This is a genomic window from Pseudomonas sp. NY15356, from assembly GCF_048068175.1.
Lineage (GTDB): Bacteria > Pseudomonadota > Gammaproteobacteria > Pseudomonadales > Pseudomonadaceae > Aquipseudomonas > Aquipseudomonas putida_K.
In genome coordinates, this window is record NZ_JBLUPW010000001.1 from 573,981 (window position 1) to 587,002 (window position 13,022).

General features: G+C 64.0%; 11 protein-coding genes. 5 read left to right on the forward strand and 6 right to left on the reverse strand.

Annotation, left to right across the window (positions count from 1 at the left end; translation table 11 throughout):
- Positions 1-3: 3 nt before the first annotated feature.
- Positions 4-300, reverse strand: a complete 297-nt coding sequence (locus ACNFCI_RS02635) for a HigA family addiction module antitoxin (RefSeq protein WP_324818034.1) — start codon at positions 298-300, stop codon at positions 4-6.
- Positions 301-835: 535 nt separating this feature from the next.
- Here ACNFCI_RS02635 and ACNFCI_RS02640 point away from each other — a divergent pair.
- Together ACNFCI_RS02640 and ACNFCI_RS02645 are read left to right on the forward strand one after the other, a co-directional pair.
- Entirely contained in the window at positions 836-1,129 is a 294-nt protein-coding gene (locus ACNFCI_RS02640; protein WP_368828752.1) for a hypothetical protein, read from the forward strand.
- Between the two features lie 208 nt (positions 1,130-1,337).
- Positions 1,338-2,249, forward strand: coding sequence for a LysR substrate-binding domain-containing protein (locus ACNFCI_RS02645; protein WP_084855373.1), 912 nt, complete (start codon positions 1,338-1,340; stop codon positions 2,247-2,249).
- 100 nt (positions 2,250-2,349) lie between these two features.
- On the opposite strand, the gene ACNFCI_RS02650 is transcribed toward ACNFCI_RS02645, so the two are convergent.
- From ACNFCI_RS02650 to ycaC, 3 genes are all read right to left on the reverse strand, one after another.
- Positions 2,350-4,332, reverse strand: coding sequence for an amidohydrolase (locus ACNFCI_RS02650; protein WP_368828751.1), 1,983 nt, complete (start codon positions 4,330-4,332; stop codon positions 2,350-2,352).
- 173 nt (positions 4,333-4,505) lie between these two features.
- Positions 4,506-5,057: an antibiotic biosynthesis monooxygenase gene (locus tag ACNFCI_RS02655; protein ID WP_084855371.1), complete on the reverse strand. Its 552-nt coding sequence runs from the start codon at positions 5,055-5,057 to the stop codon at positions 4,506-4,508.
- A gap of 59 nt (positions 5,058-5,116) precedes the next feature.
- Positions 5,117-5,746 carry an isochorismate family cysteine hydrolase YcaC gene (ycaC, locus tag ACNFCI_RS02660; RefSeq protein ID WP_084855370.1) on the reverse strand — a complete coding sequence of 210 codons (630 nt, stop codon included), beginning with the start codon at positions 5,744-5,746 and terminating at the stop codon, positions 5,117-5,119.
- Positions 5,747-5,983: 237 nt separating this feature from the next.
- Here ycaC and ACNFCI_RS02665 point away from each other — a divergent pair, with 237 nt between their 5' ends.
- Positions 5,984-7,411: a mechanosensitive ion channel family protein gene (locus ACNFCI_RS02665; RefSeq protein WP_324818022.1), complete on the forward strand. Its 1,428-nt coding sequence runs from the start codon at positions 5,984-5,986 to the stop codon at positions 7,409-7,411.
- 12 nt (positions 7,412-7,423) lie between these two features.
- On the opposite strand, the gene ACNFCI_RS02670 is transcribed toward ACNFCI_RS02665, so the two are convergent.
- Together ACNFCI_RS02670 and ACNFCI_RS02675 are read right to left on the reverse strand one after the other, a co-directional pair.
- Positions 7,424-8,710, reverse strand: coding sequence for an NAD(P)/FAD-dependent oxidoreductase (locus tag ACNFCI_RS02670; RefSeq protein ID WP_084855368.1), 1,287 nt, complete (start codon positions 8,708-8,710; stop codon positions 7,424-7,426).
- 141 nt (positions 8,711-8,851) lie between these two features.
- Positions 8,852-10,342, reverse strand: a complete 1,491-nt coding sequence (locus ACNFCI_RS02675) for an aldehyde dehydrogenase family protein (RefSeq protein WP_084855367.1) — start codon at positions 10,340-10,342, stop codon at positions 8,852-8,854.
- Positions 10,343-10,478: 136 nt separating this feature from the next.
- Here ACNFCI_RS02675 and ACNFCI_RS02680 point away from each other — a divergent pair, with 136 nt between their 5' ends.
- The gene (locus ACNFCI_RS02680) at positions 10,479-11,369 is read left to right on the forward strand and encodes a LysR family transcriptional regulator (protein WP_084855366.1); all 891 of its coding nucleotides are present in this window, start codon (positions 10,479-10,481) and stop codon (positions 11,367-11,369) included.
- Between the two features lie 177 nt (positions 11,370-11,546).
- Positions 11,547-12,932 (forward strand): VOC family protein, encoded by a 1,386-nt coding sequence (locus tag ACNFCI_RS02685; protein ID WP_368828750.1) that lies wholly within the window; start codon positions 11,547-11,549, stop codon positions 12,930-12,932.
- Positions 12,933-13,022: the final 90 nt, after the last annotated feature.

Genomic DNA, 13,022 nt, shown 5'->3' on the forward strand with positions numbered 1-13,022 from the left:
CGATCAGGCAAACACTAACCGTACTATCTGGGGGTGCTCACGGTGCGCAGCCTGCCAGAGATCATAAGCAGCCTGTTCCGCAAGGTACTGGCGGGCATCACCAAGGCCCGCCAGCTCAAGACGATAAGCAAGGTCGGCAGACATGGCGGCGCGCCCATTGAGCACGGTGGACAATTGCCCACGCGAATAGCCGAGGTGGCGCGCCAGCCCCGATACGCTCATGCCAATAGCAGGTAATACGTCCTCACGGAGAGACTCCCCTGGGTGGGGTGGATCGAACATGGCATTGGGAAGCCACATAGTCGTGCTCCTGAAGGATTTCCGGGTGCCGCAGTTTGTTCCTGACCGCCCGGTTTGGCGACTTCAGGTGCTCCGATCTATGCGTAAGTAATTTCTCAAATTAATTCCAAGCAAATCCAGCCGCCCTCTTCGCAGGCCATCGCTACTAGACGGTCTGATATAGCCTCCGGAAAGAAGGCTTGACTGCACTAGCCGTGCACCGTTCTTAAACACGGTCGTCTCAGCAACGCCCTACTTCATCGCGAGCCATTTCCTACGTATGCGTGCAGCGTGGGGATTTATCGTACACACCGTGTCGACGCCCGTCTGATTGTCCGGGGAAAGCCTGCTCTCTAGGCTTGCCGGATCGCTGTCGGTTCAGCGATCGGGCGTGGAAACCCGGCAGGTAATCGGAATAGCTGTCGTCATGGCAGCTGCATGCGGGAGGCCGAATGGCCTGCCGGGGTTCCGATAGCCTGGCTTTCCACCCCGCGTGCAGCCGCCACCCTTCGCGTGGAAACGGATGGTGCCGGCCAACTTCTATCGGAGCTTGGCTATGAAAAAGATCGTCCCCGATCCACCCCTCCCCAACACCACACAACGCGCCTTCAGCCGCTGCGACGCCGGCCATCCACCATTGTTCACGGTAAATCCGGACGTATCCGCCCATGACGCCCTTGTACACGTCGCACAGTACCTGAGAGGTGCCTACGACTACGGCTACAAAGCTTTGGAACACCTGGACGAAACCGGCAAGAGCCTGTTCTGGAGCACTCTGAATGCAGTCGAAATGGCAGAGGGGTTGATTGAGGCGCTGCTGGATGGGATCGAATCGCAGCCTGTGAATTGATGTATCGCCACCACCCCAGGCAACCACCCATCGAGTTACGAGATATTACCCACTCGCAGCCGGCGCGATTCAGCTGGCGTTCTGTTTCATGGACGATTGTTTTGTACTATCTACACCAGCCCTTTCGCATCTGGAGCCGCGCCCCACAACGGAGCAGCTTTAGCCGCGAAGAGGCCAGTACAGGCAGCCACGCATCCGGAGACGATCATTGGAAGACCTCAATTCCCTCTACTACTTCACCCAGGTAGTCGAGCACGGCGGCTTCGCCCCGGCTGGCCGGGCGCTGGACATTCCCAAGTCCAAGCTCAGCCGGCGCATCGCCGACCTGGAAGAGCGCCTGGGCGTGCGCCTGCTGCAGCGCACCAGCCGGCACTGCTCGCTGACCGAGATCGGCCAGGCCTACTACCAGCGCTGCCTGGCCATGCGCGTGGAGGCCGAGGGGGCGGCGGAGATCATCGAGCGCAACCGCAGCGAACCTCGCGGGCTGGTACGCATCAGCTGCCCGACCACCCTGCTCAACTCCTGGGTCGGGCCGATGCTGACCCGCTACATGATCAAGTACCCGCAGGTGGAACTGTTCATCGAGAGCACCAACCGCCGGGTCGACCTGCTGCACGAGGGCTTCGACATCGCCTTGCGTGTACGCTTCCCGCCGCTGGAAAACACCGACATGGTGATGAAGGTGCTGAGCAACAGCACCCAGTGCCTGGTCGGCCAGCCGCAGTTCCAGGAGCAACTGCCTGACGGCTTTGACCCCCTGATGCTCGGCCAGCTGCCGAGCCTGCACTGGGGCAGCGCCCAGCGTGAATACCGCTGGGAACTGTTCCACGACGAGGACGCCAGTCGCAGCATCGTCATCCCCCACACGCCCCGCGTAGTGACTGACGACCTGTTCGCCTTGCGCCATTTCGTAGTGACCGGGGTAGGTATCGCGCACTTGCCGCGGGTGGCGGTGCGCGACGACCTGGCAGCGGGCCGGTTGGTGGAGTTGATCCCGGGTTGGCACCCGCGCTGCGGTATCGTGCATGCGATCTTCCCTTCGCGACGGGGGTTGCTGCCGTCGGTGCGGGCGTTGATCGATCATTTGGCCGAGGAGTTCGCCGTCAGCGACATGGCTTGATATCGAGATGGCGAAGCAGCCCCGGCCTGTGTTGCAGTGTTGTCTTGGGGCTGCTTTCAACCTTTTCGCGACGCAAGGCCGCGTCACAGGGCATGTGCGCTCAAAACGCGAAGCACGAGCAGCCCAGTGCGCCCCAGAAACCTTGGAAGTCGTTCACCGGTACATTCGAATGCCGCGCCTTCTCATGGCTGTGCGCATGCACCCCGCAAGGCCCGACGCACTGGTGGGCCATCGCCGCCAACGACGGCGTACCGACTCGCCAATGCCCTGGCACCTTGGTCACCGGCGACCACTCCGGCAGCACCGGCACCTGCGGGGGGCCGAGCCTGTCGAACTCCGCCGCGCCATATACCACCTTGCCGTCGACGATGGTCAGCACCGACTCGATCCCCTTGATCGCTTCCTCCTCGACACTGAAGAAGTCCAGCGACAGCGCCGCCAGGTCGGCCAGCTGCCCTACTTTGATCTGGCCCTTCTTGCCCTGCTCGCTGGAGAACCAGGCGCTGCCCTGGGTGAACAGTTGCAGGGCGGTGTCGCGGTCGAGGCCTTCGGGGTACAGCGCCATGCCACCGACGGTCTTGCCGCTGACCAGCCAATATAACGAAGTCCATGGGTTGTAGCTGGACACACGGGTAGCGTCGGTACCGGCCCCCACCGGCACGCCCATGTCGAGCATTCGCTTGATCGGCGGCGTCTGCTCGGCAGCCTTGGCGCCATAGCGGTCGACGAAGTATTCACCTTGGAAGGCCATGCGGTCCTGGATGGCGATACCACCGCCAAGTGCCCGCACTCGCTCGATGTTCTGCGCCGTGATGGTCTCGGCGTGGTCGAAGAACCATGGCAGGCCGTTGAACGGGATGTCACGGTTGACCTTCTCGAACACATCGAGCATGCGCGAGATCGACTCGTTGTAGGTGGCATGCAGGCGGAACGGCCAGCGCTGCTCCACCAGATGGCGCACCACCGGCTCGAGCTCTTGTTCCATGGTTTGCGGCAGGTCAGGACGCGGCTCGAGGAAGTCTTCGAAGTCGGCAGCCGAGAACACCAGCATTTCGCCGGCGCCGTTGTGGCGCAGGAAGTCGTTGCCGCCATGCAGCTTGACGCTAGAGGTCCAGCTCTTGAAGTCGGCCAGTTCCTGCTTGGGCTTCTGGGTAAACAGGTTGTAGGCGATGCGGACGGTCAGCTGGTTATTGTCGGCCAGCTGCTGGATGACCTGATAGTCGTCCGGGTAGTTCTGGTAGCCGCCGCCGGCATCGATGGCACTGGTCAAGCCCAGGCGGTTGAGCTCGCGCATGAACTGGCGGGTGGAATTGACTTGGTATTCCAGCGGCAGCTTCGGCCCCTTGGCCAGGGTGGCGTAGAGGATCATCGCGTTCGGGCGGGCAATGAGCATGCCGGTCGGGTTGCCGAACTTGTCGCGCTGGATCTCGCCGCCTGGCGGATTGGGGGTGTCCTTGGTGTAGCCCACGGCCTTGAGGGCGGCTCGGTTGAGCAACGCGCGGTCGTAGAGGTGCAGCAGGAACACCGGGGTGTCGGGCGCGGCCTGGTTGATCTCTTCCAGGGTCGGCATGCGTTTTTCGGCGAACTGGAATTCATTCCAGCCACCGACCACACGCACCCACTGTGGGGTGGGTGTACGCGCGGCCTGGTCCTTGAGCATGCGCAGGGCGTCGGCTACCGACGGCACACCCTCCCAGCGCAGCTCCAGGTTGTAGTTCAAACCACCGCGGATCAGATGCAGGTGCGAGTCGTTCAGGCCGGGGATCACCGTGCGCTGCCTGAGGTCGATGACTTGGGTGGTGTTGCCCTTGTGGGCCATGGCCTCGGCGTCGCTGCCCACAGCGATGAAGCGGCCGTCCTTGATGGCGACTGCGGTCGCAGTGGGCTTCTCGCGGTCAACGGTATGCAGTTTGCCGTTGAACAGAATCAGGTCGGCCGTCATGGAACCTCCTTGGATGGATGCGTGAACGGAACCGGCGGCGCCGGTGAAGGGCAATGCGGACCAGAGCGCGCCGGCGGCACCCAGCACGGTGCTGGCGGCGAGGAACTGGCGACGGGTCGTGTCGTTGTGGTCCTTGGACATGGTCTTCTCCGTCTGGGCGGCAGGCGCAACCGGGCGCATGCCGGCTGGGGCCGATCAGGGCCTGGATGCAAGTGCGGTGGGCTGTGAAAGATTAGCCCTGTTCAACGTTTGTGCTGTCTGGCGTAGCCTCTTTCGGGGTGAACCCGCGCCCACAGCTACATCAAAGGCTTGGCTCAGCCGCGCAGCCAATTGGCGCAGCGGCGGGTTACCCAAGGCATGATGTAGAACACCACGGGCAGGATGACGAACAGGTTGACGATGAGGTTGCCGGCGATCGCGCCGCCCAGTTGCGGGAAGCGCGCGAAGAGCGGCGCCAGCAGCTGCGGGATGACCAGCGTCATGGGGCAGATCACCAGGTACGTCAGCAGTGCCTGCTTCCAGCGTGGCGGTTGGGACGCTCCGCTGGCGGGTGGGGTGAACCAGAACTCCGGATCATCATGGACCTGGGTCTGGTCGCCTTCCTCCAGCAGCGGCAGCACCTCGTTGACCAGTGCCTGGCGTTCGGCGGAATCGACCCAGGCCTGCAACTGGTTGGCCTCGGCGAAACGCACCACGGTGGTGAACTGGCGGCTGCCGTTGTCAGGGCGGATCACATTCACATCCAGATGACCCGGCTGCTGGCGGGCGACGCCGACGGTGTGCCGCAGCCAGTCTTCATAACGTGCCAGCGCATCGCTGCGCACTCTGTGCTGGATGACCAGCGTCACCACAGTACGGTTGTCCATCGATCTTCCCCTAGGCAAGGTGAAGCCAGGCGTCGGCATCCGGCGCCTGGTCAGGAGGTTTACTTGCCAGCAACCAGGGTGCTGTAGCTGGTCATCAGGTTGCGGTAGTCCGGGATGTGGTTGGAGAACAGGGTACCCAGGCCTTCGATGTCGTTGCGCCAGTCGCGGTGCAGCTCACAGGCCACGCCGAACCAGGTCATCAGTTGCGCACCTGCGCGGCTCATGCGGTCGTGAGCGGCGTCGCGGGTCATCTCGTTGAAGGTGCCGGAGGCATCGGTCACCACGAACACTTCGAACTCTTCTTCCAGGGCCGACAGCGCCGGGAAGGCCACGCACACTTCGGTCACTACGCCGGCGATGATCAGTTGCTTCTTGCCGGTGGCCTTCACGGCCTTGACGAAGTCTTCGTTGTCCCAGGCGTTGATCTGGCCAGGGCGGGCGATGTAGGGCGCGTCCGGGAACATGGCCTTGAGCTCTGGCACCAGCGGGCCGTTGGGGCCTTGCTCGAAGCTGGTGGTGAGGATGGTCGGCAGGTTGAAATACTTGGCCAGATCAGCCAGGGCGAGCACGTTGTTCTTGAAGCGATCCGGCTCGATGTCGCGTACCAGCGAGAGCAGGCCAGTCTGGTGGTCGACCAGCAGAACGGCAGCGTTGTTCTTGTCCAGACGGTTGTAGGTGAATGGGGTCATGGTCTGTGCTCCTTCAGATTGGGTTGGGATGTTGCCTTGACTGCATGGGCACAGATTAAAAACATCACCTTTGAAGCACTAGATAGTGAAAATTGGCTGTTGCGTTCTATTTTCAGAACGAAAACCGTGTCGGCTCGACTCGCGGGTAAACCCGCGAATGGGGCGGCGACGTCATCCATTGCCTGCCTGCCCAACGTGCTCTTTACTTCCCCCATCCGTCCTTGAACCGAGACCATCATGCTGGCCTTCATCCAGTCCTCACCGCTGCTACTCGGCGCCTGCCTGGTGCTCTTGGACCTGCTGCTCTGGCAGCTGATCCCGGTCGAGCGCCGGGCCTGTCGCATCGCTGCCCGGCTGGTGATCTTCCTGCTGTTCAGCTGGGTCTTGCTCACCGCCGGCCTGAGCCCGTTGCAACCTGCGCCCTGGCCGGACGATGTGCCGCGCAACCTGATCGCCACCCTGCTGGAAATCGCCTGGTGGCTGTTCGGCGCGCGTACGGTCACGGTGGTGTTCGGCCTGCTGCTGGTGGCGCGAGGCGGCCATGGTGGGCGTCTACTGCAGGACGTGCTGGGCGCGCTGATCTTTCTCGCAGCGGTGGTGGCCGCGGCAGCCTACGTAATGCAACTGCCGGTCAAAGGGTTGCTGGCCACCTCCGGCGTCATGGCCATCGTCATCGGCCTGGCGTTGCAGAGCACCTTGGCGGACGTGTTCTCCGGCATCGTGCTGAACACCACGCGGCCCTACCAGATCGGTGACTCGATCTCCATCGACGGCACCGAAGGCAAGGTATTGGACATCGACTGGCGCGCCACGCGGCTGCTCACCGGCACCGGTAGCCTGGCCGTGGTGCCCAATTCGGTGGTGGCGAAAGCCAGGCTGCTCAATTTCAGCCGCCCGGCGGATGTGCACGGGGTATCGATCAGTGTGGTGGTACCGGCCAAGGTGCGGCCCAAACGGGTATTCGATGCTTTGGAAAAGGCGCTGCAGGGCACCAGCGCGTTGCTGGCCACGCCCAAGCCCAAGGTCGCGGTGAAGGCTTCGACCCTCGAATCCGTGGAGTACGAGGCCAGCGGCTTCGTCGCCAGCATGGAACGCAAGACCGAGGTGCGTAACCAGCTGTTCGACCTGGCCCACCGCCACCTGGAGGCCAGCGGCGTGATGTGGAACGTCGATCTGGCCCTGCCACCACGAAGTCGCCAGCGCGACCTGCTGGACGAGGTGCGGGTGTTCCGCTCGTTGACCGGCGAAGAGCGCGATGCCCTGAGCCAGCGCATGACAGCAGTGGAATACCTGGCGGACCAGGTGATCCTCGGCGTGGGCGAGCACTCCGACCATGTGCTGGTGATCGGCAGTGGCGTGGTCTCGGCGTCGATCCGCGATGGCGAGCGGCTGGTCGAGGCCGGGCGCATGGGGCCGGGCGAGGTGTTGGGGATCGAAGGGTTGACCGACGACGAGGCGTCCTTCGCCGAGTTCCGCACGCTGACCGGCTGCCTGCTCTATCGCATCGACAAGGAGCAGGTACGCAGCTGCCTGATCAAGCGTGGCGAGGTGCAGTCGGCACTGACCAAACTGCAGCGGTTCCGCCGCCAGAGCCGGGAATCACTGTTGCTGCAGAAGCCGCCTGAAGTGAAGAAAGGCGGCTTCCTGAGCTGGTTGCACAAGTAAGCCTCCACGCTCCTACAGCACTACCCGCAGGCACTGGCCCGCGTGATACAGCGCGAATCCGGACTCATAGAACGCGGTACGTAACGAGGGGGCACTCACCGGCTTCATCGGCGAGAACGGGATCGGCAGGCTGTCTGGGTCATCCTTGAGCAGGAATTCGGCAAACGCCCGGCCGATCACCGTGCCGGTGGTGTTGCCGCGGCCGTTGTAGCCGGTCACCGCCACCAACCCAGGGGCCGGTTCGAACAGGCGCATCAGGTGATCGGGGGTGAAGTCGATGCAGCCGGTCCAATGCATTTCCCATTCGACCTTGCCCAATTCCGGGTAGTAATGGCTCTGGATGCGGTCGGCCCAGCTGCGCACGAACCAGGCCGGCTTGTTGTCGACTCGGCCCAAGCTGCCCAGCAACAGGCGGCCCTGGTCGTCGCGGCGAATGCTGCTGAGCACGGTACGGGTGTCCCAGGAGCCTTGGCCGTGGGGCAGGACCTTGTCCGCCGCCGCGCCTTGCAAGGGCTTGGACGCGACCTGGTAGTAATAGCCCCGGAAGAAGTGCTTCTGCAGGTTGCTCCACTCGCCTTCGGTGTACGCGCCAGTGGAAATCACCACCTTGTCGGCACGCACAGAGCCACGGGCGGTATTCACCCGCCAGCCATCGCCGTCGCGCTCCAGGCCCTGGACCGAGGACTGTTGGAACAATTGGCCGCCCAGGCGTGCCACGGCAGCGGCCAGGCCTTGGGTGTACCCCATGGGGTTGATGGTGCCGGCGCGGCGGTCGAGCAGCGCGGCGGAAATCTTGTCGGTGCCGCAATATTCCTGGCAACGCGCGCCGGTCAACAGCTCGACGTCGGCGCCGCGTCGGCTCCACTGGGCATGGCGGGCCTCCAGGTCAGCGATGCCGGTAGCATTGTGCGCCATGTGCAGGGTGCCCTTGTGCTGGGCCTGGCAGTCGATGCCCAGGCGCTCGATCATGGCGAACACTTCGCCCGGAGCTTCGCCAAGCACCTTGTTCAGGCGGCTGCCCTGCTGCAGGCCAAGGGTCGCCTCGACGTCGTCGGGGCGGATCCAGGTGCCGGCGTTGACCAGGCCGACGTTGCGTCCCGAGCCACCATGGCCGATCTTCCAGGCCTCCAGCAGGATCACCGATTTGCCTTGCTCGAGCAGGTGGATCGCCGCCGACAGGCCCGTGATGCCACCGCCGATCACGCAGACATCGGCCTTGTGCTCACCGGCCAGGGCCTGGGTGGCGACGGTTGGCTTGGTGACGAATTCCCACAGACATTCTTGACGCAGTTCGGACATGGCCCGGCTCCAGCAATGTTGTTCTTGTTGGGGCCGCATTGCGACCCATCGCGGGACAAGCCCGCTCCCACAGGATTGCGCTGAACCCTGTGGGAGCGGGCTTGTCCCGCGATACGGCGGCAGAGCCCCCGCGTGCGATCATCAGTCGAACACGATCCCCTGCGCCAGCGGCAGCTCGCGTGAGTAGTTCACGGTGTTGGTCTGCCGACGCATGTAGCCCTTCCAGGCATCCGAGCCGGACTCACGGCCACCGCCGGTTTCCTTCTCGCCGCCGAAGGCGCCACCGATCTCCGCACCGCTGGTGCCGATGTTGACGTTGGCGATGCCGCAGTCGCTGCCCGAAGCGCTCTGGAAGCGTTCGGCCTCGCGGATGTCAGTGGTGAAGATGCACGAGGACAGGCCTTGTGGCACTTCGTTGTTCAGGCGCAGGGCCTCTTCGAAGTCGTCATAGGCCAGCACGTAGAGGATCGGGGCGAAGGTCTCGTGGCGTACCACGTCGCTCTGGCCCGGCATCTCGGCGATGGCCGGCGAAACGTAGTAGGCGTTCGGGTATTCGCTGGCCAGCTGGCGCTCGCCGCCGAATACCTGCCCGCCTTCGTCGCGCGCCTTGGCCAGCGCGCCTTGCATGGCGTCGAAGGACTGCTTGTCGATCAGCGGGCCGACCAGGTTGTCCTTGCGTGGGTCACCGATGCGTACCTTGCCGTAGGCGGCTTTGACACGGGCAACCACCTCATCCTTGATGGAGCGGTGCACGATCAAGCGGCGCAGGGTGGTGCAGCGTTGGCCGGCGGTACCGACCGCCGAGAACAGAATGCCGCGCACGGCCAGGTCCAGGTCGGCGCTCGGGGCCAGGATCATGGCGTTGTTGCCACCCAGCTCGAGGATGCTGCGCCCGAAGCGGGCCGCGACGCGCGGGCCGACTTCGCGCCCCATGCGGGTGCTGCCGGTGGCGCTCACCAGCGGTACGCGCGGGTCGTCCACCAGGGCTTCGCCGGCTTCACGGCCGCCGATCACCAGCTGGCTCAGGCCCTGCGGCGCATCACCAAAGGCATTCAAGGCTTTTTCGAACAACGCCTGGCAGGCCAGGGCGGTCAGCGGGGTCTTCTCGGACGGTTTCCATACCACGGCGTTGCCGCACACCAGGGCCAACGCGGTGTTCCACGCCCAGACCGCAACCGGGAAGTTGAAGGCACTGATCACGCCGACCACGCCCAGCGGGTGCCAGGACTCTCGCATGTGGTGGCCCGGGCGCTCGGAGGCGATGGTCAGGCCATACAGCTGGCGCGACAGGCCGACGGCGAAGTCGCAGATATCGATCATTTCCTGGACTTCGCCCAGGCCTTCCTGGGTGATCTTACCGGCCTCGATGGACACCAGCTCGCCCAGTTCGGCCTTGTGGGCACGCAGCACTTCGCCGAACAGGCGCACCAGCTCGCCGCGGCGCGGGGCCGGCACGTTGCGCCAGGCCTCGAAGGCTTTTTGCGCCTGGTCGATACGCGCGGTGGTCTGGGCCTTGTCGAGCAGCTTCACCGAGGCGATCTGGCTGCCGTCGATCGGCGTGTGAACAGGGTAGTCACCCTGGGTGTAAGCCTCGGCGGCAACGCCAAGGCGCTCGAGCAATCCAGCGACCATGTGCTTCTCCTACAGAAGGTGGAGGGTTGAAAACCTGATGTGGATCAGTATTAATCCGATGACACTGGCGCAACAAACGACCTTTATTCCGTATATCATTCCGCCAGGTAATGAACAATCCGCCGTAGAGACCGCTATGTCCAAACGCCTGGTGCCATCGATGACCGCCCTGCAGTGCTTCGAGGCCGCTGCCCGTCACCTGAGCTTCACCCGTGCCGCCGAGGAACTGCACCTGACCCAGAGCGCGGTCAGCAAGCAGGTGGCACAGCTCGAGGAAATGCTCCGTCACCACCTGTTCCTGCGCATTCGTCGGCGCCTGCAACTGACGCCCGCGGGCTCGCTGTACCTGGCCGAGGTCAACAAGATCCTTACCCAGGTGGACATGTCCAGTCGCTACGTACTGACCTACGGCGAGCAGACCGAAGTCTTGAAGGTAGCCACCCAGCCGAGTTTCGGTGTGCGTTGGTTGATCCCGCACTTGAAGGGATTTGGCAAGCGCCACCCCAACATCCACCTCGACATCCGCAACGAAATGGAGCCTTTCGCCCTGCTTCAGGGCTCGGCCGACGCGGTGTTCTTCTATGGCCAGGGCACCTGGCCGGGCGCCACCTGCGTGGAACTGTTCGGCGAGGAGGTGGTGCCGGTGTGTGCACCCGAGCTGCTGCAGGGGCGAGCCTTGCACGATGCCAGCGAAGTGGCCGAACTGGTGCTGCTGCAAAGCACCTCGCGGCCAGAGGCCTGGCATGAATGGTTCCTGGAGCAGCGCCTGCACACCGACAACAGCTACCACGGGCCGCGCTTCGACACATTCTACATGGCACTGAGTGCGGCCCAGGCCGGTTGTGGCGTGGCGCTGGTACCGCGCTACCTGGTGAGCAAGGAGCTGGCCGAGGGCAGCCTGGTGGTGGCCTGGGACTATGCGATGAAGAGCCCCGGGGCCCATTACCTGGCCTTTGCCGAACATGCGGCGGAGGTGCCGAAGGTGCGGGCATTAGTGGAGTGGGTTCGGGAGCAATTGCAGGGCTGACTGTTATCGGGCCCGCTTTGCGGGCCGTCGCGGGGCAAGCCCGCCTCTACAGGGATGGCGCAACACTCGCGATCATCAATCGCAAAAGGAATGACACCTGCACTTTTTTTCGCTTGTGGGGGAGGTGCATTCCCCGCTTTCATGTACGGGTATCCACTCACCTCCAGGAAGCTAGCGATGCCCGCCCATGATTTCGTCAGCCCCGACAGCATCCGCGCGCAGTTCTCTGCCGCCATGTCGCTCATGTACAAACAGGAAGTGCCCCTGTACGGCACGCTGCTGGAGCTGGTGAGCGAAATCAACCAGCAGGTGATGACCCAGCAGCCCACGGTCGCCGAGGCCCTGCGCTGGACCGGTGAGATCGAGCGCCTCGACCAGGAGCGCCATGGCGCCATCCGCGTCGGCACCGCCGAGGAGCTGGCGACCATCGCCCGGCTGTTCGCGGTCATGGGTATGGAGCCGGTGGGCTACTACGACCTGAGCTCGGCCGGCGTGCCGGTGCATTCCACCGCCTTCCGCGCTGTGCATGAACAGTCGCTGCACATCAGCCCGTTCCGCGTGTTCACGTCCCTGCTGCGCCTGGAGCTGATCGACAACCCGCAACTGCGCGAGCTGGCCCAGGGCATCCTGGCCAAGCGCAAGATCTTCACTCCACGGGCCCTTGAACTGATCGCCCAATGCGAGCGCGACGGTGGCTTGGGCGCTGCCGATGCCGAGGCCTTCGTCCAGGAAGCGCTGCACACCTTCCGCTGGCACCAGGACGCGACGGTGACCGCCGAGCAATACCAGCGGTTGCACGATCAGCATCGCCTGATCGCCGATGTGGTGGCCTTCAAAGGCCCGCACATCAACCACCTGACCCCGCGCACCCTGGACATCGACGCCATCCAGCTGGGCATGCCGGCCAAGGGCATCCCGCCCAAGGCGGTGGTCGAAGGCCCGCCCACCCGCCGTCATCCGATCCTGCTGCGCCAGACCAGCTTCAAGGCCTTGCAGGAAAAGGTAGCCTTCAGCGATGCGCAGGGCAGTCATACCGCGCGCTTCGGCGAGATCGAACAACGCGGCGCGGCGCTGACGCCGAAAGGCCGCCAGCTCTACGACCGCCTGCTCGATGCAACCCGCGACGCCCTGGGCGGCGTGCCAGCCGAAGCCAATGCCGAGCGCTACATGGCGCTGCTCAAGGCGCAGTTTGCCGAGTTCCCGGACGACCTGGCGCAGATGCGCGAGCAGGGGTTGGCCTATTTCCGCTACTTCGCCACCGAGAAGGGCCTGGCCGCCCGCGACCAGCAGGGCCGGCCGACCACGCTGCAAGGGCTGATCGACGCAGGTTATGTGCATTACGAAGCCTTGGTGTACGAAGACTTCTTGCCGGTGAGCGCGGCGGGGATCTTCCAGTCCAACCTGGGCGACGATGCCCAGGCCGACTATGGCAGCAATGCCAACCGCGAAGCCTTCGAGGCAGCGCTGCAGATGAAGGTGCAGGATGAACTGGCCTTGTATGCCCAAAGCGAGCGGCGCTCGCTGCAGGCCTGCGCCCAGGCGCTGAACCTGGACTTCAAGTGATCTGAACACGTTTGCGGCGCTTTGCGCCCTTTTCGCGGCACAAGGCCGCTCCTACAGATGTTCACGGTGCTTCGGTAGGAGCGGCCTTGT

Excerpts from the sequence above, each read along its gene's own strand:
- ACNFCI_RS02640 (WP_368828752.1), top strand. The coding sequence starts at position 836 with ATGAAAAAGATCGTCCCCGATCCACCCCTCCCCAACACCACACAACGC.
- ACNFCI_RS02675 (WP_084855367.1), bottom strand. The coding sequence starts at position 10,342 with ATGGTCGCTGGATTGCTCGAGCGCCTTGGCGTTGCCGCCGAGGCTTAC.
- ycaC (WP_084855370.1), bottom strand. The coding sequence starts at position 5,746 with ATGACCCCATTCACCTACAACCGTCTGGACAAGAACAACGCTGCCGTT.
- ACNFCI_RS02650 (WP_368828751.1), bottom strand. The coding sequence starts at position 4,332 with ATGTCCAAGGACCACAACGACACGACCCGTCGCCAGTTCCTCGCCGCC.
- ACNFCI_RS02680 (WP_084855366.1), top strand. The coding sequence starts at position 10,479 with ATGTCCAAACGCCTGGTGCCATCGATGACCGCCCTGCAGTGCTTCGAG.
- ACNFCI_RS02670 (WP_084855368.1), bottom strand. The coding sequence starts at position 8,710 with ATGTCCGAACTGCGTCAAGAATGTCTGTGGGAATTCGTCACCAAGCCA.
- ACNFCI_RS02685 (WP_368828750.1), top strand. The coding sequence starts at position 11,547 with ATGCCCGCCCATGATTTCGTCAGCCCCGACAGCATCCGCGCGCAGTTC.
- ACNFCI_RS02635 (WP_324818034.1), bottom strand. The coding sequence starts at position 300 with ATGTGGCTTCCCAATGCCATGTTCGATCCACCCCACCCAGGGGAGTCT.
- ACNFCI_RS02665 (WP_324818022.1), top strand. The coding sequence starts at position 5,984 with ATGCTGGCCTTCATCCAGTCCTCACCGCTGCTACTCGGCGCCTGCCTG.
- ACNFCI_RS02655 (WP_084855371.1), bottom strand. The coding sequence starts at position 5,057 with ATGGACAACCGTACTGTGGTGACGCTGGTCATCCAGCACAGAGTGCGC.